A 22,053-nucleotide genomic window follows, 5' to 3' on the forward strand; every position below is an offset into this window, starting at 1 on the left:
TAACATAATCAAATATCACACATTATCAACAGTACAAAAATTCATCCTAATCGTTGAATTTTCTTCCACCAAATCATGCATTTTATTCGGTAATATTAAAGAAATTATCGATCTCTCTATCTAAACCTATTTAGAGCGGAAAAATTATTCTTAAACAAAGAAATTCTTTTACCTTAAAAAATTTTAAGTAATCCAAACTCAAGACGGGGCTGTATTGAACATGACAAAAATTACAAAAGAAACCTTAGAACAACCTTCAAATACCCAAATTGTAAAAATACACAAGTATTTAGAATCAAGTATCCTTGATTATCGTGGTGATACTTTATTTAGCCGTATCTATCCCCTACTTGGAAAAGAAAGCATTATCTTATTGCATGGCGGACCGGGTTTTCCAAGTGACCTTACAGAAGTTGTAGAATCTTTTAAGCACCAGTTTCAAATCATTGTATTTCATCAAAGAGGTACAAAAAAATCCCCGTGTATAAGCGGAGATTACTCATTAGAGGCATATATCAATGATATTGAAACGGTACGTAAATTTTATAAAATTGATAAGTTTCACTTATGGGGACATTCTTGGGGTGGACTTTACGCTCAAGTCTATACAGAAAAATATCCCGATCATTTACTCAGTCTGTTCTTATGTAACCCGGGATCTGGAACAAACACACAGTGGCAGCAAACTGAAAACGAAGTGATGCAATTCAATAAATCCAAGGTCAGTTCTTGGCAATGGACAAAAATGGGAATAAATAGTTTTTTAGGAATGCTTGGTTTTGATAAAGCTTATCAAAACCTCTTTAGACAAGTCATGAAAAACTATCATGCAGAATTTATCTCCACAGAAAATATTGAACAGACCGAAGATTTTTCCTTATTAAAAGCAAAACCCATCAATAAAACCAGAGCTGAAATTATCAAATACCCACTGCTCAAAGGTTTAACTCAAGCTGATTTTAAAATTACCATCCTATATGGCGATCAGGACATATACACCAACAGCAAACATTTTGTAATTGATCGTTACCCGACAGCAACTGTCTTTAATGTTGTAAATTCTGGTCATTTACCTTGGTTACATCATTCCCAAGCCTATAAAGATATTTTGAGTAGTCACTATCAATAGTCTCATGAAAACCCTCAGAGATTAAAATAGGGATTTACATTTTGACATTCAAATTGATCACTTTACGGGCACGTTTATGTTCGTACATTTTAAGATCAGCGAACTCGATCAACTTATTCAGTTCCAATGCATCTTCAGGAAAAAACGCCAATCCGACGCTTGCTCCCATATTCAGTCTAACATTTTCAAATACAAACGGTAGTCCACATGCCTCTACAATACGATTCATCACTTTCTTTGCTAAATCTTGATCACCTAAGCTACTTAAGATTACCGCAAATTCATCACCACCTAAACGTGCCACTAAATCATCTTGCCGAGTAATACTTACAATACGCTTCCCTATTTCCTTTAACGCTTCATCACCTAAACGATGACCATATTGATCATTGATTGGCTTTAATCCATCCATATCAATCATCAATATTCCCAAAAGTTTTTGAGTACGTTTTGCTTTTTCTACCCCTTGTCTTAAACAGTCCAGAAACAAAGCACGATTAGCCAACCCAGTTAAAGTATCTTGCGTTGCTAATTTATATAATTCTTGCGCACCAAATTTCGAAGCATGATACATTGCCGCGGCAATCAACTCCGACATCAGTGTCAATAAATTGATATCGGCGTCTTTAAATGCATTTACACGTTCTGAATAGATTTTTAAAACACCTATCGGTTCATCAGAATGAATCAATGGAACGACAGCCATTGAACGTAAACCAACTCGTCTACATGCCTCTCGATCAACACGCTCATCTACTTCGCTGTCTTTACAATAAAGTGTGCGATTTTGAGCTATACACAACCCAGAAAGGCTAGAATCCATTTTTAAACGTAGACCCAGAAATGCAGTTGCACCATTCGATACAGCACGGTAAACCATATCCCCATGCTCAGCGAGTTCTACAATTGCCCCTTTGGCTTGAGTAATCAGTTGAACTTGTTCAGCCACCAATGTCATTACTGCATTGATGTCTAAACCCAATTTAGCAATTGCCGTCTGTGTTTGAATGACTGAAAGCAATTGCTTGGCTGTTGGTTGTTTCGTTTTAGACATACATCATCCTAGACGAGTTATACAATACAAGAAGAAATACACAGTGATCGCAATACTTCATCAATCATATTTTTCATTTTTGATTAACTGTAAAATATGAACGAAATACAATGAAGATGCATTAAAACTTTGAAACACATCTTATGATGATTCATATTTAAAGTATATTACTGTGCTCACTAAATTCATGATGAAATACTCAATTTAACCTGTATTATTGAGCTGTGTCAGCGTTTGATTAGCAATCATCCGTTATATCAACGTATAATTTAAAATAATGTGATTTCCTTAATATTATCTGAATACTTTTTAATCAAAAACACCAATAAATACTCAATCTGTGCCAGATCATTCAGGATAAACCGTCAAATTTCTTTTAAGATGAAATAAGTTTTAAATATTCAAAGAATAAAGAATAATGAACAAAATGATTGAGCAAGAGGATACCTTATCATCCAAAGCATTGAGCTATTGCTTGTACATTAAATCGAGATATTCTGAGGCTTTAGTTTGACCTTGCTTTGCTGCCGCTTTAAGCCAGTAAATTGCTGTCTGTTTATCTTCGGAAATTCCGAAATTCCCCATAAGCATCATGCCAGTTAAATATTGTCCATCTCTATCACCATTCTCTGCACTTTTTTTAAACCATTTATAAGCTTCTGCATAATTGCGCTTATCACCATCACCTTTGAAGTAAATAGAACCCAGCCGATTGAAAACCTTTGTATTTCCTTTTTCTGCGAGTATTAAATAATAAGGTTCTGCAGAAGCAATATCTTCTCGTTCGAAATAATAATATTGCGCTAATGCATAAATATCTTCATCATTTCCCTTATTGGCAAGTTGCTTGAGTAACTGCTCGATATATTTTTCATCGCGCGGAATAAGATGACGATAATACAACTTGAGTAGATTTCTTTGAGCGTCAGTAACATCTCTTTCGGCAGCAATTTTGAACCATTTTGCGGATTCAAGATAATCTTGTTTGACACCTTTTCCATAAAAATAAATTAAACCTAAATTATGATTCGCCGAACGATGACCCAAGGCTGAAGCCTTTTTATATAGTTCTATTGCCTTTGGTAGGTCCTGTTCAACACCTTGACCAGTCTGCGTTAAATATCCCAAATCAAAAAGTGCTTGTTTTTGGTTCAATGCCGCTTTCTGTTGTATCTCTGTCACATTGATTTCAAGATCAGCTGAATATACAACATTGCTCAATAACATCAGTTTTAAAATTGAAATATATATAAATTTTCTTATTTCCACTCGTACAAACGCATCTCTATATAAGAGTAAAATATGTTAAACAAAAATAAGCGATATTCAAATACTATGAATTGTCTTTTTCCCAAAGTGCAGTTTTACAAACATTCATACTAAAAGCACAACGATAGATATCGCCGCAATGAACTTCAATATGAACTGTCTCTGATCATGTTATAAAAAAGTCCCTCAAAGTCGACACTTATCAATTCAATAAAACAAGTTAAAAACAATCTTTGAATCAAAAATTTGCATTGTATTTCGTTATGTTGGTCGCTTTATGTTTCTGGTTGAAATAGTGCAATGTAAGGTTGTTAAGTGTCTATCAAACTATTTTATGTTTACTACATACCATTATTTGATTTTACTTCTACAGCTCCAGAGGTTGAAGCGTCATATCGTCAATGAATAAGCTTGAATCCTATTACTCAGGACAGCTGTTCACCATTGTATTCTTTAAGGATTCAGGTATTTGTTCAATTCCAAATGCACTGTATAAGCGGTTTATACGCGCTCGATTGCCCTTAAAAGAGCACATTAGCCCAGCAACCTGAGTGATTCGGCTAAATGAAGGATAACGTTCTAAGGCAAGTATTGAACCACGTTCAACTCGATCCCAGTCAATGCTGTTACGCTCTAGGTCAAATGGGTTTCCTCGATCAATAGCCGTAAAAACGATCAGATAATAATACATATCCTGATTTGGACCAGAATTTAAACGCTGGATGTCACCGATCACCTCATTAATCATTCCAGGATAGCCGCCGAGCCATTTCTGATCATTAATCGCGATATAGGTATTATAAATCGGACGATATGAAGGAAATTTTGCAATACCTTCTTTATATGTTGCATAAGCCTCTTTGGCTGCATCAAAATTTTGGTATGATTTTAATAAAGCAACATAATAAAAAGGATCTTTGGAGGCAATGTCTTTATGTTCTTGTAAAAAAGAGATTCGTTGCATTTGTAATTTTATAAAAATTTCAAGGTCATCTTGAGAGACTTCATGGATATAATTTCCACCTCTATAGACCCATGATTTCGCACCCAATAGATAGGCTTGAAACAGATATGGTAAAGGTGATTTAGGCGTTGCCTTTAACCACTCATCAGCAAGTTGCTGTTGTTGTTCCCAAACTGACTCATCCCGTGTTCTATATCTTTCTGTTATTTCAGCAAGTTTCTCTAAATATATGGTATGTCTATTCTTACCATTTAAAAAAATTGCTTCCGACTTTAATTCTTTGGAAATAAGACGATCAAGCGCTTTAAAGTCTTTTTTCGCAAGCAACAACATTATTTCTTCTTTAATAGCTAATGCTTCACTATAAGTATCACCACGAATAATGGTCATTTTTCCAAGTTTTTTATAATCTTGTTCAGTTACATCTGCATAAACAGAACTATTAAAATGGACCACAGCAAGTACAGCTAATAAAATTTTTTTAATCATTGGTAAAATTAATAAGAATCAAGTATAAAAATCTTACCGATATAAATCATATTTTACAACAGCTTGACTCAATATTACTCTGGTAACTTATGACCGCAATGTGGGCAAAAACAGTATTTATTCTTTTCTCTTTCCGCCTCTTCTTCTTTTCTTTCACGAATGAGTTGTAAAACAATGTCACGGGTTTGATCAATAGATAGACCAACTTCTCGGCGAATATTGTCTATTTTTTCTTCATCATGGATAATATCAATCTCACAACTTTGCAATAAATCTCTGAATTTTAATTCTAATTGCTGTTTTCTTAACTCAAGTTCATTGGCTAAACCATTTGCCAAAATACCTGCTGGTAAAGCCGCTAAACCAACGCCAAGAATCGTGATCATTGCGCCCAAAAAACGTCCCAGTGGCGTAATAGGTGTGACATCACCATAACCCACTGTTGTTAATGTTACGACTGCCCACCACATTGAGGCAGGAATAGAACTAAATACTTCTGGCTGTGCTCGTCCTTCCACAACATAGATGCCTGCTGCCGCCATCACGATCATGATCACTAAAATAAAAATGACGGCTTGAAAAGAGCCTTTTTCACGTTCAATTACACGCAACAGAATTTGTAGTGAAATAAAATAACGAGTGAGTTTTAACAAACGCAATAAACGTAAAATCCGCAGGAATCTCAAGTCGATATGTACAAAGAAATTGATATATGCAGGCAAGATTGCCAGCAAATCAATAATTGCGGCCCCACTTGTTACGTAATTCCAGCGAGCTTTCCATTCAGATTCAAAAGGTTCTTTTTCGGCAATACTCCAAAAACGTAAAACATATTCAACCGTGAAAACCACTATGGATATATCTTCAAAAGTATCAAAATAAAGTTGGTACGCTTTATACACATCGTTAATGGACTCTAAAAGTACAGCAATCACATTTCCAATAATCAGAAAAATGAGCGAAAAATTGATCGCACGACTAAACCATGTTTCATAATCATCATTGTGTAGATTGTCATAAACAAATTTTCTGAGGGTGTACCAAGCTGTGAAGCGCATCAATTGTTCTTTATTTTAAAGATGACTCATTTTAATACGGATTGGCTGAATTGCACATCATCATGCCCTGAGCTTTACAAATTTACAGCTTGAACTCAGCAAAAAAGCTTTATTAAAGACATAAATATATTTTCATTATTTCATAAATTTTTATTATATAATCACACGAATTGACGCACTAGATTCAATATAGCGACATAAATATATAATCTTTGAGAAGTCTATAAAGTCTTTTTTAAGCTGACAAATAAGCAGCGGACAGTATCGTTAAAGGCACCCTTCCTCTAAAGATACTATCCGCCAAATCAAAGCCAGTCTCCCAAATGTCTCTGATTTAATAAGTTTATTTTAGCGCTATGTTGAATAGAATGTTTTCCGTATTTTATATAAATCTCTAATTTTTTCGGAATGATTTTTCAAATATCTTTATTTTTTCGAAAATATTTTCTGTGGTACAGCTTATGAATGATAGCCAATACACCTTAGACCGAATTGATCGCAAAATTTTATCGGCACTTCGTCAAGATGGGCGTTTAACTATCGCTCAACTTTCAGAACTTGTTGGACTTTCCTCTTCTCCATGTTGGACTCGTGTTAAACGTCTTGAGTCTTTAAATGTGATTGAAGGCTATACTGCGACAATCAATGCCAAGGCAATTGGGATTAACGAACTCTTTTTTATCGAAATCACCTTAGAACGTCATGATGATGAAATTTTAGAACAATTTAGTGATGCGCTCAGTCAAATGCCAGAAGTGGTTGAAGCACATTTGGTGACAGGAGATTATGATTATTTGGTTAAAGTCGCGGTCAAGAATGCCGAACATTACGAACGTTTTTTACGTAAAAACTTATACTCAATGAAAGGCATTCGTCATACTCGATCTATTTTTGCTTTACGTCCATTAAAATTAGAAAATAAAGCAGACCTGATGCTGATTGAATAGCGAAATTTTAAAGAAGAGTTTAAAAAAATGAGCGATCAAAAACTCTTCTTTGTTCGCTTATTTTTCACACTATTTTAATGAATAAAAACACTAACACCTACAAAAAATAATACTTTAGTCTAAGCATTTTTCGTATAAATATCACACAAATTTACTATTCAAAATTTAATCTGTTTATTTTTTACTCACATCTTTACAAATTTAAAAACAAATTATTTCATATATTTAAATCGTTTACGCAAAAAAACATTACACAAACTAACATTTATGTAACTTTTCTACATTACAATATTATTAAAACTTGATGAAACAGGAAATATATGAAGAGATTTTTTAAATACCTACTGATTGTCATCGGAGTTGTATTTGTTATTGGACTGATCTTTTTATTCAGACCAATTAGCTCTAAAAAAGTGACTACAGCAGCTGATGAACCCGTTGTTGATGTGGTACTTGTCGGTGGCGGTATTATGAGTGCGACATTGGGGACATACCTCAATGAAGTTGAACCTGATTGGACAGTCCAAATGTATGAAAGATTGGATCAAGTGGGTCAAGAAAGTTCTGCAGGATTTAATAATGCAGGTACTGGACACTCAGGCTTTATGGAAATGAACTATACCCCTGAAAAAGACGGTAAAGTTGACATTAAAAAAGCCATTGATACTGCATCACAATTTGAAGTAAGTAAGCAATTCTGGTCATATCAAGTCAAAAATGGTGTCTTAGGTCAACCATCTAGCTTCATTAATCCTGTTCCTCATATTGCCTTTGTTTGGGGCGATAGCGTGAACTACATGAAGAAGCGCTACGATGCAATGCGTCAAAGTCCAATGTTTGAAGGATTAAAATATACTGAGAATCCTGATGAAATCAAACAATGGGCGCCTCTAGTCATGCAAGGTCGTGATGCAAATCAAAAAGTTGCAGCGACACGTATGGATGTAGGTTCAGATGTCAACTATGGTTCAATCACCACACAATTAGTTGATCATTTGAAGAAGCAACCAAACTTCAAGCTTGAAACATCAACTGAAGTAACTGGCATCAGTCAAAATGAAGACAAGACTTGGACTGTATCGTTTAAGAACTTAAAAACCAATCAAGCAAGCCATGTTAAAACTCGCCATGTATTTATTGGTGCGGGTGGTGCTGCAATCAGATTATTGCAGATGACAGGTCTTGAAGAAACCAAGCAATATGCTGGCTTCCCGATCGGTGGTATCTTCTTAATGACAGATAATCCTGCTGTTACAGCACAACATACTGCAAAAGTATATGGTAAGCCTGAGTTAGGTGCACCGCCAATGTCTGTTCCACACATTGATACTCGTTATGTTGATGGTAAAAAATATGTGTTGTTTGGTCCATTTGCCACATATTCAAACAAGTTCCTTAAAAATGGTTCTCAGTTTGATTTGATTGATGCGACCAACAAAAACAATGTCATTCCAATGGCAACCATTGGTGTTGAAAATCTAGACTTAGTGAAGTACTTGGTGAGTCAAGTCGCGATGTCTAAGCAAGATCAGTTCAATGAATTGAAAAAGTATTACCCTGATGCAAAAATTGAAGATTGGAACCTAAGCCAAGCAGGTCAACGTGTTCAAATCATCAAAAAAGCACCGGGCAAACCAGCTACCCTTCAGTTTGGTACTGAAATCTTTAGTTCTAAAGACGGTTCAATCACTGCGTTACTTGGTGCTTCTCCAGGTGCATCAACTTCACCATATATTATGTTGAGTTTGATGGAAAAAGCTTTCCCTGAGCAAGTAAAAGGTAAATGGAATCCTAAGTTGCATGAGATTGTAAAATCTTATCAACAGGATTTAAACAGCAACCCTGCTCTACTGGATCAAGTACGTACTTATACCAGCGCTACTTTGGGTTTAAATTATACACCTACGCGTAAAGCTGCTAATGATGCGACCACAGCAACTCCTGCTGTTGCAAATGCACATTAATTTGCGTTGATTAAAAAGATGAGCTTAGGCTCATCTTTTTTTATGGCTGAATGACTGATTTTGTGCTTTAATATATACAGTATGAGATGAGCCTTATATGAGTATAGCGTGAGTTATACGAGGAGCCCCTGAATAAGGGGCTTTTTAATGCCTACTCAAAAACTTTCTGATTAAGCAAATAGTTATTAAAGAAAATTAAGCTTTACCCAATTGATTAATTTATAAAAGATGAGCAAAAACTTTATTTATTTTCACTGAATCAAATTGATTTAAAACAGATCATTATAATTTTAGAATAATAAAATTTGAATTTAATAATCTACTTATAAAAATAGATTACGAGGATTTATTTTGAATCAAACTATATATCAGTTGTTTTAAGTTATCTTGAATATCTTTGGGTAATTGTATAAATAAAGCATCGATAGGCATCTTATCCCAATTTTCTGAGACATTCTCTTGCTCATCTAAACTTTCAGCCAATAAGAATAGTTGTGCGACAGAACAATTAAAAGCTTCCGCAAGGTATTGGAGTATTGCAGGACTGTACCCTTGATTGCCATTCTCAAGATTGGAAATGTTACTTTTTGAAGTATTGGAAAAATCGGCTAATTGCTGTTGAGTCCAGCCCTTCCGTTTTCGCAAATAACGTATTGCATGACCTATATCCATTCCTTGATATTAGCTTAACAAAGTATCCTAAGCGTATTGCAATGCAATATATTGTGCATCAAAAGTATTGTTTTACAAAACAAGAGTTTTGCAATACAATACCCACTCATTCACTAAAATTTAGAAAAATGATGAAGCATTCAAATATTGTTAAAAATATTTCTACAGATTTAGCCGATGTTATTATTATCATTCAAACAGCACTTGAAAATTATTTAATTGATTTAAGTATAAAAGTAGTGAATAAAGAAGAGCTTGATTATTTTTGTACAGCATTATTATTTACCATTTGTTCAAATAGTATCAGTGATACGAATAAGCAATTTGTATTAACTCAATTTGAAAATCCAGAATATGCAGATATTAAGATTGATTATTATTCTCAATATTTCAATCCAAATGCAACCTTATTTATAGATGATCAACAGATCTACCCTATGCTATTGGCATTTTTTGACTCTATCAATACTGATTTTGACCCACTAAATATTAATTCGATTATTGTTATTTTGAATTTTAAAAAGATGATGATGAATATTATAAAAAAGTATAGTTAACGATTTTCATTCGAATCGATGAAACTGATTATTTCATATTTGAAATAGAATATTTGATATCTCAAATAGTTATAGATTAATTATAATAAGGTACATTTTACACTTAATATTTTAAAAAAATTTTATACTCCAAAATGTAAAACATATAATTGTCCATTTGAATCAATGACTTTTTTAAAACATTCAGCTATTTTTTTAAATTGATCGATAATATCATCTCGTTGATAGGTTAATTTTTCTTGTTTTAAACTATTTCTGACAATTCGACATTCCTTACTTTCACTAAACGGATCTTCATCATCTGCAAGTTGATAAGAATAACCACCATTTAGTTTTAAAGTTTCTGTTGAGAGTTTAAGAATATCCACGATATGTACAAATAAATCATATGCTTGTTGAGCCCCATCAATGTCAATAATAGTTACACCATAAAGATTTAATCCCATATGTCTTATTTCCATCGATGGATTATAAGCAGGTATCCATTGTAAAAAATCATAAAAATACAGAATAAGATCATCATGAATTGAAACATCATAAGGTACTTTATTTATTACATTCATATAATCTTGATATGTATATATTTCTTTATTTGAAACAACAAAATCGTGAACTAGAGCCATTTTTCACCTTTTTATACAAGATTTATGCAATTTTTTTAATCTCATTGTCTAAACTGTTCTTCTCATTCTATTTAAGTCAATCATATCTATAAGCGCTTATATAAACTAAGGGCTGAATAATCAGCCCTTAGTTTTAACTCAATTTAATTTATTTTTCAAAAAATTAGCTTAATTGAGCAGCAGCAATTTTCTTCGTATCGATGTCTTTAGCAGCATCTGTATACTCGCCCATCTTATCGAAGTTCAAGTATTGATAGATGTCAGCAGACATGCTGTCGATTTGAGCAGCATATTGTTGATACTCTTCTGGAGAAGGTAATTTACCAAGCACCGCAGCAACAGATGCAAGCTCAGCAGAAGCTAAGTAAACATTTGCGCCTTGACCTAAACGGTTCGGGAAGTTACGTGTAGAAGTCGATACACAAGTCGTGTTTGGAGCTACACGTGCTTGGTTACCCATACATAATGAACAACCAGGCATTTCAGTACGCGCGCCAGCTTTACCATAGATGTTATAGAAACCTTCTTCCATCAATTGATGCTCGTCCATACGTGTTGGTGGAGCCAACCATAAACGAGTAGACAATGAACCACCAGGTACTTTATCAAGTAATTTACCAGCAGCACGGAAGTGACCAATGTTAGTCATACACGAACCAACGAATACTTCGTCAATCTTAACGCCTTGAACATCAGAAAGAAGTTTAGCGTCATCTGGATCGTTCGGGCAGCAAAGAACTGGTTCTTTAATGTCAGCAAGATCAATTTCATACACTTTCGTATATTCAGCATCAGCATCAGCTTTAAGAAGTGATGGATTCGCTAACCATTTTTCCATGTTCTCAACACGGCGCGCCATAGTACGTGCATCGCCATAACCTTGAGAAATCATCCACTTCAACATCGTGATGTTAGAGTTCAAGTATTCAGCAACTTTCGCTTCAGAAAGCGTGATTGAACAACCAGCAGCAGAACGTTCAGCAGAAGCATCAGAAAGTTCGAATGCTTGTTCTACAGTTAAGTCAGTTTCCATTTCTGTTAAGTCGATTTCTAAGATACGACCAGAGAAAATGTTTTTCTTACCTTTTTTCTCTACAGTTAAGTCACCAGCTTGGATTGCATAGTAAGGAATCGCATGTACAAGGTCACGTAGCGTGATACCAGGTTGCATTTTACCTTTGAACTTAACAAGCACTGATTCAGGCATATCAAGTGGCATAACACCCGTTGCAGCAGCGAAAGCGACTAGACCAGAACCTGCAGGGAAAGAAATACCGATTGGGAAACGAGTATGTGAGTCACCACCAGTACCAACAGTATCTGGAAGAAGCATACGGTTTAACCAAGAGTGAATAATACCGTCACCTGGGCGTAAAGAAACACCACCACGGTTCATGATGAAATCAGGAAGCGTGTGTTGCATTTGAACGTCAACTGGTTTTGGATATGCCGCAGTGTGACAGAAAGATTGCATGACGAGGTCAGCAGAGAAACCTAGGCAAGCCAAGTCTTTCAATTCGTCACGTGTCATCGGACCTGTTGTATCTTGAGAACCAACAGTAGTCATCTTAGGTTCACAGTAAGTACCTGGACGAACACCTTGACCTTCAGGAAGACCACAAGCGCGACCAACCATTTTTTGAGCTTGAGTAAAGCCTTTACCCGTATTCTCAGGTTGAACTGGAGTACGGAATAAAGTTGAAGGAGCAAGACCGAGAGCTTCACGTGCTTTCGCAGTCAAACCACGACCCACGATCAAGTTGATACGACCACCAGCACGTACTTCGTCTAGAAGAACTGGCGTTTTCAACTCAGATTCAGCAATTTGATCACCCGCTTTGAACGCAGTAACTTTTGCAGCAGCATGATCAATCTTAAGAACGATTTCATCGCCCATGTTCATGTTAGCAACATCAATTTCTACAGGTAATGCACCAGCATCTTCCATAGTGTTGAAGAAAATTGGTGCAATTTTAGAACCTAAGCAGTAACCACCGTCTTTTTTGTTCGGGATGTGAGCAATCTCATCACCAAAGAACCAAAGCACAGAGTTTGTAGCAGACTTACGAGAAGAACCTGTACCGACAACATCACCAACATAAGCAACTTGATTGCCTTTCGCAATAAGTTCTTTAATTTGGTTGAGTGGACCAACTTCACCTGGAACTTCTGGGTTAATACCATCACGAACGTTTTTCAACATTGCATTGGCATGTAATGGAATATCTGGACGGCTCCAAGCATCTTGCGCTGGAGACAAATCATCAGTATTTGTTTCGCCAGTAACTTTGAAAACAGTCAGTTTGATTTCTTCAGGAACATCTTTACGGCTAGTGAACCACTCAGCATCAGCCCAAGATTGCATCACTGCTTTCGCATTTACGTTACCCGCTTTCGCTTTATCAGCAACATCATGGAATGCATCAAATACAAGAAGTGTTTTCTTCAATGCTTCTGCAGCTAATTCAGCAAGTGCTGCATCATCAAGCAATTCAACCAAAGGAGCTACGTTGTAACCACCAAGCATAGTACCTAGTAAGTAAACCGCGCGTTCTTTAGAAACTAATGGAGAAGTCGTTTCACCTTTAGCCACAGCAGTTAAGAATGCTGCTTTTACATAGGCTGCTTGGTCAACACCTGCTGGAACACGGTTTTCAAGCAAATCTACTAAAAATGCTTCTTCGCCTGCTGGTGGATTTTTTAATAATTCAACCAAGTCAGCAGTTTGAGCATCGTCAAGTGGCTTCGGTGGGACTCCGAGTGCGGCACGTTCTGCAACGTGTTGGCGGTAAGCTTCTAGCACGGTGTTATTCCTCTTTTTAAAAATTTACCTGTGAATTCCTGCTTATAAAAGCTTCACAGGCAATATGGACTGTCAAATTTTACTAAAAATCAAGCCAAAAGTTAATGCAAAGAGCGTATTAATTCGTGATGCCCATTATTTTATAAATAAATACTCATCACTTTTCTGCGCAGCTGAGTCTGTATTTGCATCGATTTTGCATTTAACGCTATTTTTTAGAACAGGCACAAAAAATTATAAAAAAATAATTTTGTAAAATACTGACTTGAAAAAGTCTTTTACATTCACTTGAGCTTGTTTCATACATAAAAAAGGCAACTGATGTTGCCTTTTTTTGCAGCTTAAGTACATTCCACCTTAGTGGACTGTTGTACTGTTTGTATATTTTTGAAATTCTGTTCGACAGCCTTCGAATTTCATCTGAACCTCATCCTCATGCAACATGACATGATCAGCACAAGCAAAAGAAATTTTGACTTGATATAATTTTGCTTGTTCATCGATAAGGTCTTGGAAAAAAACTTGATCGCCTAAACTCAGTACATAATGGCTTCCACTAATCACAGCCACACCTTGTTCATCTTCTAAGAGCAAATCGGCATTATGCAAATATGCAACAACTTCCATGGCACACTCCTCGACTTTTTTTGTTTTCTATTTCTATATTTTATATATGCTTTTCAATTTTTATGCTAATCATTTTTTGTGACGAGCTGTGTGAAATACAACCATATTTCTGATAACTCAAGCTAAAAAAGACCGTCATTAGACGGTCTATATAAAGTCTGGCTAAATTAAGATATAGGACACTCAAACGCATGCATATATTGACCATTCACCATCCGTGATTCTAATTTACACAAGTCATATTCTTTCATGGTATCTAGATCCAGCATATAACCCGCTTTTTGAGCTTTGAGCATCGCTTCTAATGCTTTGTTTTCATCTCTTTTTACACCTTTACCACGATAGTAAGCATCGCCCAAAAATAAATTCGCGCTCATATCTCCAGCTTGTTCAGCTTTGGAAAAATAATCAAAGGCTTTTTTAGCATCTTTTTTGACATATTCGCCTTTAGCATAAATCAGTCCCAAATTAATCGCCGACTGCACGCTACCACGTTCACTTGCTTGATCCAACATTTGGATACCCTTTTGAACGTCTCTTTTAGTACCTACAGCTTGATAATACATCCAACCAAGATTACCCAATGCGTCCACATCGTTACGTTGTGCAGCTCGCTCAGTCCATTTAAAAGCCAATTCAGGGTTTTGTTCAACATATTCATTCTCAGAGCCATATAAACCACCAAGAATAGCTTGTGCTTTAACATCTCCCTGTTCTGCCGAAAGTGTCAGAAAGTTAATACCTGCTTTAATATTTTGTGGAACAACATCTCCTTTATATAGCATCTCCCCGTACATTTTTTGGGCAATTGCTAATCCACCTTCCGCAGATTTTTTTAAATACACGATTGCCTTATCTGTATCTTGTTGTACCCCTCTACCTTGTGCATAAGCTGAAGCTAAATTAAAAGCACCAGTAGTGTCACCATGGTCAGCAGCATAAGTCAATAATTCTGCAGCTTTCTTCTCATCTTTAGCAACAGCATCACCACGTGCATATAATGTAGCAAGATTGACATAAGCAAATATTTCACCTTTATCCTTGGCTTTATTTAAAAACGCTACTGCTTTTTGGTTGTCTTGAGTTACACCATCACCTTTGTAATATAACCAGCCCATCGCATTCAAAGCCAAAGGATAATCCTGTTGAACAGCTTGATTGAGATAGCGTAGTGCTAGGGCTGGATCTTGGTTTTTATAAAACAAAAAAAGTTGGTATTGCGCCTTGGCTTGCCCCTTGTCTGCTTGCGTTTTTAGTTGTGCAATATCAGGCTTGGTTGCTTGAACTTGTTTTGTCACGGTTTTGCTTTCTTCAGCTTGACTCATGACTGAAAAAGCCAAGAAAAATGAAAGTAAAGAAATTTTTGATATAGATCGTTTATTAGACATGATTAAACTCAGTGTTCATTGACTATAATTATTAGAAAGGATGTAATTTAAATGATAAAAAACCGTCCCTTAGAACGGTTTATAATCTGGCATTTTTTTGGGGTCATGTGGTGTATTGACACACTGTTCATACGCTTCATTTTTAAATTTTGCTTGGATTGCATCTTTATCTGCTTTTAATTCAGCATCAGGCAATGCATAAACTTTTTCCAAATACTCTAGTACAAAACCTTTCGTGGTTGGATCAGTCACTTTATTGGCATATTCAAGTGCTTCTTTCTTGGTAATACCATTTTGACGATCTAAAGTAATTGAACGTGCCGCATTACCAATACTGGTGCAATAACCTTTCCAAATTTCTTCGGGCGTTGCAGGTTTTTTTTCAGCACAACCGACCATCAATAAAACAGTGCTTAGCGCACCCAAAATTATGAATTTCTGCATTAAAAAATCTCCAATTCATGACTATGATACTGAATTTTTCAATAAATTGGAGGCTTTATTCTATTCAAGTTACATTCCACGCCAATCTACACGTGCATTGCGTTCAGTGGCATAAATTCTTTTCACATACTGACCAAGCGGTAACTCAAGTAAATATTGGCTAAAATCTACAAACTCCTGAGAAATATGCTCAGCATACTCCTTTTCCCATGGTGTTGAGTCGAGCTCTAATAACGGCGCTAACATGGCACATACTGAAATATCAGCCAAACTAAAACGATCGCCAACAAAATAGCGACAACCATTTTCAATCAAAGTTTTATTTAAACTGGCTATGGTCAAGTCAAGATTATATTTAGACTCTTCTACCTTTTCTTGATCAAGTTGATAACTTTTAGAAACCAAGGTTTTGAGTATAGGTTTTGAAATCTTTTCAAACTGACGTAAATAGCCTTTTTCGCCAATCATAATTTCTAAAGGCTCATCACCTTCTGCCAATGCATGAGCCAATCCCCAACGGCGCACGTGTATACCCAATTCATTGGCAATTTGATCAATTTCAAGTGTTTCAGCCCGCCATTTAGGGTCAATACGAATTAAGCGATGTTCAGGGTACATTTCATCAAGATACAAGGCGATTTGCGTAGAGCCAGCAATAAACTGTTCACCATCTTTTAAAATGGGTAATTTATTTTGTCCGGTTTTTAACTGTGCAAAAGCACGATGTACGCCTGGTATTAAATTCTGCGCAACAAAATCCAATTCTTTATGATCGAGCAACCAACGTGCTTTTTCACAGTAATGTGAGAGTGGGAATTGGTACAACGTACGCATGTAATCTCCAAATTATTTTTTTAATTAAAGGCTTAGCCAACCTAAAACAATAGGATTTAATCCTGAGTAATTCTCTGTACTTTAGACATTCATTGCTTGAATTACAATGTACTTTTTACATCAATCGCTCGTCATATGACCCAATGCTTATTCAACGGTTATATCTGTTTCTTTAGTCTTTATTCAGCTTTTGAATAAAGACACTGGAATAGATTAAAAAACAATCTTATGAATTACAAATTAAATATTATATTTCAATTACTTATATTATCTTGTTTTTTAAAATACTATGCTTTTTTTCTATTTAAGATAATTTTTCATAAATTAAGCATAATACTTCGTTTAATTTTTCTCACAATATTGCTTAGCGTTTTGGTATCTATAGAAAGGTGCCGATATGTCTAGTTTGAATTCTTCTACCTCAGCCACAGTGATCCAAAATGATCAACAGGCGATTAATGCAGCTTACCAAGTTGCTGATTTTGCTTTGGTAGAACGAAATATACGTGATCAACAACGAATTTTACCTGTTGATGTCATCCAAGAATTAAGCCACAAAGGATTAGGTGGTATCCGTATTGCAAAAAAATACGGTGGTGCTCAAGTTTCCAATAAAACGCTGGCACATGTTTTCCGCATTTTATCTAAGGCAGATGCCAGTGTTGGTCAGATTCCCCAGAACCAATTTGGTTTGTTAAATGCCATCGAAAACATTGCCAGTGAATCACAAAAACAATTTATTTATGCTGAGATTTTAAAAGGTAAACGTCTTGCCAACGGTGGTCCTGAACGCAACAGCAAAGATACCAAAACGATAGAAACGCGCTTAGATCAGGTAAATGGTCAATATATTTTGAATGGCGAGAAATTTTATTCAACAGGTTCATCATTTGCAGATTGGCTCGCAATACGTGCAATCCATCCATTGGGGCATACTGTTCTCACCATTATCAATGCCCAAGCTCAAGGTGTCGAAATAGCAAATGATTGGGATGGTTTTGGTCAACGCACCACTGCAAGTGGTACTGTCCGTTTAAAAAATGTGGTGGTCAGCCCTGAACTAATCATGGACGAAAAGCCACTTGCAGATGCCTCAAAGTATCGTGGTGCTTACTCTCAATTGATTCAAGTCGCCATAGATGTGGGAATTGCTGAAGCAGCTTTTGCCGATACATTGTCTGCAATCCATAAAGCTCGTCCAATCGTAGATGCAAATGTCGAAAAAGCCAGTTTTGAAACTTATACATTACAAGAAGTCGGCAAGCTCAATATTTTACTGGATGCGGCCATTTTACTCTTAGACGAAGCTGCCGAATATTTAGATCAGTTAGATGCCCAAGACATCGTCACACCAGAACAAGCCAGTAAAGCATCCATTATTGTGGCTGAGGCAAAAGTATATGCCAATGATGCTGCATTACAGATTTCTGAAAAACTTCTTGAATTGGGCGGTAGCCGTTCTAGTTTATCTATTCATAACCTTGATCAACATTGGCGAAATGCTCGTGTACATACCTTACATGACCCTGTTCGTTGGAAATTACATGCCATCGGCAACTACTACTTAAATGGCACACAAGATCAACGGCATGCTTGGATTTAAGTAGTAATTCAAAACATTCATTCAGGGGAAATATATGAGCACTTATCAAAATATCAGTAAAACATTAGATCATCCAAATCACGCATTCGCCAAAGCGCATATCATTAAAAGTGATGCAGAGGCCTTAGAGATTGCAGAAAAACTAAGTCAACAATTTAAGCAAGATGCGATTTTACGTGACGCTGAACGCCTGTTACCTTTTGAAGAAATTGAGGCTTTCAGTCAGTCAGGATTGTGGGCAATCACTGTACCAAAACAATATGGGGGCGCTGAGGTATCCAGCCATACTGTTGCCAAAGTCATTGCTTTGTTCAGTGGTGTGGATGGCTCTATCGGTCAAATTCCACAAAACCATTTTTATGCTTTAGAAGTATTACGCAATACAGGTACAGCACAACAACAACAAAAGCTTTATCAGGAAGTGCTTGAAGGTGCTCGCTTTGGTAATGCTTTGGCAGAATTTAAAACCAAAACGGCAGCACAAAAGCATACCCAAATCAGTCAAACTGAACATGGCTATGTGGTCAATGGTGAAAAATTTTATTGCACTGGTAGCCTTTTTGCACATCGTATCCCGACATTGGTACGAGATGCTGAGGATCGAGAATATCTGGCTTTTATTTCAGCAGATGCCCAAGGTTTACAACGAATCAATGATTGGTCTGGTTTTGGGCAAAAAACAACGGGCAGTGGCACGGTCAAATTTAATCAAGTTTTTGTTGAATCTGAAAATGTTATTCGTTTTGACACTGCCTTCTCAGAACCAACCTTAGTTGGTCCATTTGCGCAAATCATGCATGCAGCGATAGAGACTGGGATTGCTCGTGCAGCATTTGAAGAAACCATTGAGCGTATAAAAAAAGCACGTGCGTGGATTGATGCCAATGTAGAACGTGCCGATCAAGATCCTCTAACTATTTTTGAATTAGGACGTGTAGCTGCTGATGTACGTGCGAGTGAAGTTTTATTAAAACAAGCTGCTCAATCGATTGACCAAGCCAAGCCTCACCCAACAGAAGAAAACATTGCCAAAGCATCGATTGATGTTGCAAAAGTCCGAGCACATAGTACTGAAACCGCTTTAAAAGCATCCTCAAAATTAATTGAACTTGCAGGAAGTCGTGGAAGCCAACGTGCAGATGGTTTAGATCGATACTGGCGCAATGCACGCGTACACACTTTACATGATGCATCACGTTGGAAATATTTCTTTATTGGAAACTATGTACTCAACAACATCCTTCCACCACGCAGAGGGACATTGTAATGACAAATGCATCTCAAAAAGCAGCCGATAAAAAGAAAATCTTACTTAATGCCTTCGATATGAACAGTGTTGGTCATATTAATCATGGTTTGTGGACGCATCCCCGTGATGAATCACATCGTTTTAATGAGCTGAATTACTGGACAGACCTAGCCAAAACATTAGAACAAGGTTTATTTGATGGTTTATTTATTGCTGATATTACGGGGGTCTATGATGTGTATCAGAATGGAATAGATTTAACCTTAAAAGAATCTATCCAATTGCCAAGTCATGATCCCTCTACCCTGATTTCTGCAATGGCAGCAGTGACTCAAAATCTAGGTTTTGGCGTCACCGTGAATTTAAGTTATGAAACGCCTTACCAATTTGCACGGCGTTTCGCTAGTTTAGATCATCTCACACAAGGTCGTATTGGCTGGAATATTGTGACTGGTTATTTAGACAGTGCTGAGCGTTTAATTGGGCAAAAAGGTCTAAAAGATCATGACTTACGTTATGAACAAGCTGAAGAGTTTTTAGAGCTGTGCTATAAGTTTTGGGAAGGCTCTTGGGAAAATGATGCCATACAGAAAGACAAGCAAAAGCGTATTTTTACCGATCCCAAAAAAGTACATCAGATCAATCATCATGGTCGCTTTTATCAAAGTCAGGGCGTATTTCAAGTTTCACCTTCTCCACAACGTACTCCTGTCCTGTTCCAAGCGGGTGCTTCTCCGCGTGGGCTAGCGTTCTCGACTCGACATGCTGAATGTGTATTTATTGGTGGTGATCAACCTGCAAAGATCAAACAGCAAGTGGATAAAATTCGTGAACTGGCAATACAACAAGGGCGTGATCCGCAAGACATTAAAATCTTTGTCGGCATTACTGTTGTCACTGCGGAGACAGATCAACTGGCACAACAAAAGTTAGCTGAATATGCCAGTTATGCAAGCCCCGAAGCAGGTCTAGCACATTACTCTAGCTCAGTCGGCATTGACCTTTCACAATATGCAGATGATGAAGCTGTTCCTTATCGTCAAACCAACAGTATTGCTTCAGTCAACAATAAGTTTAAAGAAAATAAGATCACACCAAATGATCTTAAAGCACAACACCAATTGGGTGGACGTTATCCATTGATTGTCGGAAGTGGCGAAACCATTGCAGAAAAACTGATTCAACTATTAGATGAAACAGGAATTAATGGTTTTAATCTCACCCGTACTGTAGCACCAGAATCCCATCAAGACTTTATAAAATGGGTCATTCCACAACTGCAACAACGTGGTCGGTTTAAAACGCAATATGAGAATGGCACTTTACGCAACAAAATCTTTAATCAGGGTGATTATTTAAATCAACAACATCCTGCTTCTGCTTTTCGATGTCAAAACTCAAAACATAACAACAGCATCGAAATAGACAACCTACATCCACAAACTGTCTAAACATCATTGATTTAAATTATTGACTTTAAGGGGTGTCACATGACACAAACAAACTTGCCAACCAATGGCAATCCATCTCCAAGAAACACGACCAAGAATAAATTTATTTTACTCGGCGTGATTGTTATTGCGGTGATTGCAGGACTTTTTTATTGGAACCAACATAAAAAAACAGGTTCAGCAGAAATCACGATCGGTATTAGTCCACCATTCGCTAAGCCCTTGCTCGTTGCAGCAGAAGAAGCAATGAAACAAGGTATTCGCATTAAGCTGGTTGAATTTTCTGACTGGAATACACCCAATATTACCTTGAATCATGGTGATATAGATGCAAACTACTTCCAGCATCAGCCATTTCTAAGCAATGCTTTAAAAGAAACAGGCTTTAAACTCAAGCCGATTGCAACAGGTGTGGCAACGCATGTTGGTTTATATTCTAAAAAATATGATTCCTTGGCGGCAGTACCTAACAATGCACGTGTGGTTATCCCCAATGACCCTGTAAACCAAGGTCGTGCCCTATTACTTTTACAGCAAGCCAAGCTGATTAGCTTAAAAGATCCAAATAATCATTTATCCAACTTACAAGACATTACGGCGAATCCAAAGAATTTTAAATTTATTGAAGTTGAAGGACCGCAGACTGCGCGTGCGGTAGATGATGCAGATTTGGTATTTAGTTATCCGCTCTATTTACGTTTGGCAAAAACCATCGATCCCAATAAAGCATTATTACTTGATGATAATACCAATACTCGTTATGCGATTTTGTTTGTGGTCAAAGATGACTATGAACAACAACATCCTGACAAGGCAAAACAACTCAAAGAATTCATTAAGATTTATCAAACTTCTGACAAAGTCAAACAAGCTTTAAACGATGATATTGGTGAAAACTTATGGTTCGCAGGTTGGAAATAAGGAAACG

Annotated in this window: 19 protein-coding genes; 8 read left to right on the plus strand and 11 right to left on the minus strand. The window is 36.5% G+C overall.

What is annotated here, in order from left to right; all coding sequences use genetic code 11:
• Positions 1-220 precede the first annotated feature (220 nt).
• Positions 221-1,129: an alpha/beta hydrolase gene (locus tag F938_RS03065; RefSeq protein WP_005029308.1), complete on the plus strand. Its 909-nt coding sequence runs from the start codon at positions 221-223 to the stop codon at positions 1,127-1,129.
• 34 nt (positions 1,130-1,163) lie between these two features.
• Here F938_RS03065 and F938_RS03070 read toward each other — a convergent pair whose 3' ends face one another.
• The 4 genes from F938_RS03070 to F938_RS03085 form a co-directional block, all read right to left on the minus strand.
• The gene (locus F938_RS03070) at positions 1,164-2,183 is read right to left on the minus strand and encodes a sensor domain-containing diguanylate cyclase (protein ID WP_005029310.1); all 1,020 of its coding nucleotides are present in this window, start codon (positions 2,181-2,183) and stop codon (positions 1,164-1,166) included.
• 468 nt (positions 2,184-2,651) lie between these two features.
• A complete protein-coding gene (locus tag F938_RS03075) occupies positions 2,652-3,338 on the minus strand; it encodes a tetratricopeptide repeat protein (RefSeq protein ID WP_227561080.1) in 687 nt (228 codons plus the stop codon).
• A gap of 535 nt (positions 3,339-3,873) precedes the next feature.
• Positions 3,874-4,905 carry a hypothetical protein gene (locus F938_RS03080; protein ID WP_005029312.1) on the minus strand — a complete coding sequence of 344 codons (1,032 nt, stop codon included), beginning with the start codon at positions 4,903-4,905 and terminating at the stop codon, positions 3,874-3,876.
• 74 nt (positions 4,906-4,979) lie between these two features.
• Positions 4,980-5,963: an ion transporter gene (locus tag F938_RS03085; protein ID WP_005029315.1), complete on the minus strand. Its 984-nt coding sequence runs from the start codon at positions 5,961-5,963 to the stop codon at positions 4,980-4,982.
• 461 nt (positions 5,964-6,424) lie between these two features.
• On the opposite strand from F938_RS03085, the gene F938_RS03090 reads away from it, so the two are divergent.
• Together F938_RS03090 and mqo are read left to right on the plus strand one after the other, a co-directional pair.
• Positions 6,425-6,910 (plus strand): Lrp/AsnC family transcriptional regulator, encoded by a 486-nt coding sequence (locus tag F938_RS03090; protein ID WP_004831033.1) that lies wholly within the window; start codon positions 6,425-6,427, stop codon positions 6,908-6,910.
• Between the two features lie 320 nt (positions 6,911-7,230).
• Positions 7,231-8,874, plus strand: coding sequence for a malate dehydrogenase (quinone) (gene mqo, locus F938_RS03095; RefSeq protein ID WP_005029317.1), 1,644 nt, complete (start codon positions 7,231-7,233; stop codon positions 8,872-8,874).
• Between the two features lie 336 nt (positions 8,875-9,210).
• Here mqo and F938_RS03100 read toward each other — a convergent pair whose 3' ends face one another.
• Complete coding sequence (locus F938_RS03100) at positions 9,211-9,546, minus strand: helix-turn-helix domain-containing protein (RefSeq protein WP_004831035.1); 336 nt, start codon at positions 9,544-9,546, stop codon at positions 9,211-9,213.
• Positions 9,547-9,587: 41 nt separating this feature from the next.
• On the opposite strand from F938_RS03100, the gene F938_RS03105 reads away from it, so the two are divergent.
• A complete protein-coding gene (locus F938_RS03105; RefSeq protein ID WP_227567271.1) occupies positions 9,588-10,103 on the plus strand; it encodes a hypothetical protein in 516 nt (171 codons plus the stop codon).
• A gap of 122 nt (positions 10,104-10,225) precedes the next feature.
• Here the strand turns inward: F938_RS03105 and F938_RS03110 are convergent, their stop codons facing one another.
• From F938_RS03110 to F938_RS03135, 6 genes are all read right to left on the minus strand, one after another.
• The gene (locus F938_RS03110) at positions 10,226-10,726 is read right to left on the minus strand and encodes a hypothetical protein (RefSeq protein WP_004831038.1); all 501 of its coding nucleotides are present in this window, start codon (positions 10,724-10,726) and stop codon (positions 10,226-10,228) included.
• Between the two features lie 163 nt (positions 10,727-10,889).
• The gene (locus F938_RS03115) at positions 10,890-13,529 is read right to left on the minus strand and encodes a bifunctional aconitate hydratase 2/2-methylisocitrate dehydratase (protein ID WP_005029322.1); all 2,640 of its coding nucleotides are present in this window, start codon (positions 13,527-13,529) and stop codon (positions 10,890-10,892) included.
• A gap of 357 nt (positions 13,530-13,886) precedes the next feature.
• The gene (locus F938_RS03120; protein WP_004831040.1) at positions 13,887-14,156 is read right to left on the minus strand and encodes a hypothetical protein; all 270 of its coding nucleotides are present in this window, start codon (positions 14,154-14,156) and stop codon (positions 13,887-13,889) included.
• Positions 14,157-14,323: 167 nt separating this feature from the next.
• Positions 14,324-15,544: an SEL1-like repeat protein gene (locus F938_RS03125; protein WP_005029324.1), complete on the minus strand. Its 1,221-nt coding sequence runs from the start codon at positions 15,542-15,544 to the stop codon at positions 14,324-14,326.
• A 69-nt stretch (positions 15,545-15,613) separates the two neighbouring features.
• A complete protein-coding gene (locus F938_RS03130; protein ID WP_004831043.1) occupies positions 15,614-15,988 on the minus strand; it encodes a hypothetical protein in 375 nt (124 codons plus the stop codon).
• A 69-nt stretch (positions 15,989-16,057) separates the two neighbouring features.
• Entirely contained in the window at positions 16,058-16,822 is a 765-nt protein-coding gene (locus F938_RS03135; protein WP_004831044.1) for a glutathione S-transferase family protein, read from the minus strand.
• Between the two features lie 397 nt (positions 16,823-17,219).
• Here F938_RS03135 and F938_RS03140 point away from each other — a divergent pair, with 397 nt between their 5' ends.
• The 4 genes from F938_RS03140 to F938_RS03155 are packed head-to-tail and all read left to right on the plus strand — an operon-like array spanning position 17,220 to position 22,046.
• Positions 17,220-18,425 carry an SfnB family sulfur acquisition oxidoreductase gene (locus F938_RS03140; protein WP_005029327.1) on the plus strand — a complete coding sequence of 402 codons (1,206 nt, stop codon included), beginning with the start codon at positions 17,220-17,222 and terminating at the stop codon, positions 18,423-18,425.
• A 34-nt stretch (positions 18,426-18,459) separates the two neighbouring features.
• On the plus strand, positions 18,460-19,692 hold the full coding sequence (locus F938_RS03145) for an SfnB family sulfur acquisition oxidoreductase (RefSeq protein WP_005029329.1): 1,233 nt from the start codon (positions 18,460-18,462) through the stop codon (positions 19,690-19,692).
• Positions 19,692-21,125, plus strand: coding sequence for an LLM class flavin-dependent oxidoreductase (locus F938_RS03150; RefSeq protein ID WP_005029331.1), 1,434 nt, complete (start codon positions 19,692-19,694; stop codon positions 21,123-21,125). Before F938_RS03145 ends, F938_RS03150 begins: the two co-directional genes overlap by 1 nt.
• Before the next feature lie 39 nt (positions 21,126-21,164).
• Positions 21,165-22,046 (plus strand): MetQ/NlpA family ABC transporter substrate-binding protein, encoded by an 882-nt coding sequence (locus F938_RS03155; RefSeq protein WP_005029333.1) that lies wholly within the window; start codon positions 21,165-21,167, stop codon positions 22,044-22,046.
• Positions 22,047-22,053 lie beyond the last annotated feature (7 nt).

The organism is Acinetobacter bereziniae LMG 1003 = CIP 70.12 (assembly GCF_000368925.1).
Classification (GTDB): domain Bacteria; phylum Pseudomonadota; class Gammaproteobacteria; order Pseudomonadales; family Moraxellaceae; genus Acinetobacter; species Acinetobacter bereziniae.

Coding starts and splice junctions, on each gene's coding strand:
- F938_RS03065 (WP_005029308.1), top strand. CDS start 221: ATGACAAAAATTACAAAAGAAACCTTAGAACAACCTTCAAATACCCAA.
- F938_RS03070 (WP_005029310.1), bottom strand. CDS start 2,183: ATGTCTAAAACGAAACAACCAACAGCCAAGCAATTGCTTTCAGTCATT.
- F938_RS03080 (WP_005029312.1), bottom strand. CDS start 4,905: ATGATTAAAAAAATTTTATTAGCTGTACTTGCTGTGGTCCATTTTAAT.
- F938_RS03085 (WP_005029315.1), bottom strand. CDS start 5,963: ATGCGCTTCACAGCTTGGTACACCCTCAGAAAATTTGTTTATGACAAT.
- F938_RS03090 (WP_004831033.1), top strand. CDS start 6,425: ATGAATGATAGCCAATACACCTTAGACCGAATTGATCGCAAAATTTTA.
- mqo (WP_005029317.1), top strand. CDS start 7,231: ATGAAGAGATTTTTTAAATACCTACTGATTGTCATCGGAGTTGTATTT.
- F938_RS03100 (WP_004831035.1), bottom strand. CDS start 9,546: ATGGATATAGGTCATGCAATACGTTATTTGCGAAAACGGAAGGGCTGG.
- F938_RS03105 (WP_227567271.1), top strand. CDS start 9,588: ATGCAATATATTGTGCATCAAAAGTATTGTTTTACAAAACAAGAGTTT.
- F938_RS03110 (WP_004831038.1), bottom strand. CDS start 10,726: ATGGCTCTAGTTCACGATTTTGTTGTTTCAAATAAAGAAATATATACA.
- F938_RS03120 (WP_004831040.1), bottom strand. CDS start 14,156: ATGGAAGTTGTTGCATATTTGCATAATGCCGATTTGCTCTTAGAAGAT.
- F938_RS03125 (WP_005029324.1), bottom strand. CDS start 15,544: ATGTCTAATAAACGATCTATATCAAAAATTTCTTTACTTTCATTTTTC.
- F938_RS03130 (WP_004831043.1), bottom strand. CDS start 15,988: ATGCAGAAATTCATAATTTTGGGTGCGCTAAGCACTGTTTTATTGATG.
- F938_RS03135 (WP_004831044.1), bottom strand. CDS start 16,822: ATGCGTACGTTGTACCAATTCCCACTCTCACATTACTGTGAAAAAGCA.
- F938_RS03140 (WP_005029327.1), top strand. CDS start 17,220: ATGTCTAGTTTGAATTCTTCTACCTCAGCCACAGTGATCCAAAATGAT.
- F938_RS03145 (WP_005029329.1), top strand. CDS start 18,460: ATGAGCACTTATCAAAATATCAGTAAAACATTAGATCATCCAAATCAC.
- F938_RS03150 (WP_005029331.1), top strand. CDS start 19,692: ATGACAAATGCATCTCAAAAAGCAGCCGATAAAAAGAAAATCTTACTT.
- F938_RS03155 (WP_005029333.1), top strand. CDS start 21,165: ATGACACAAACAAACTTGCCAACCAATGGCAATCCATCTCCAAGAAAC.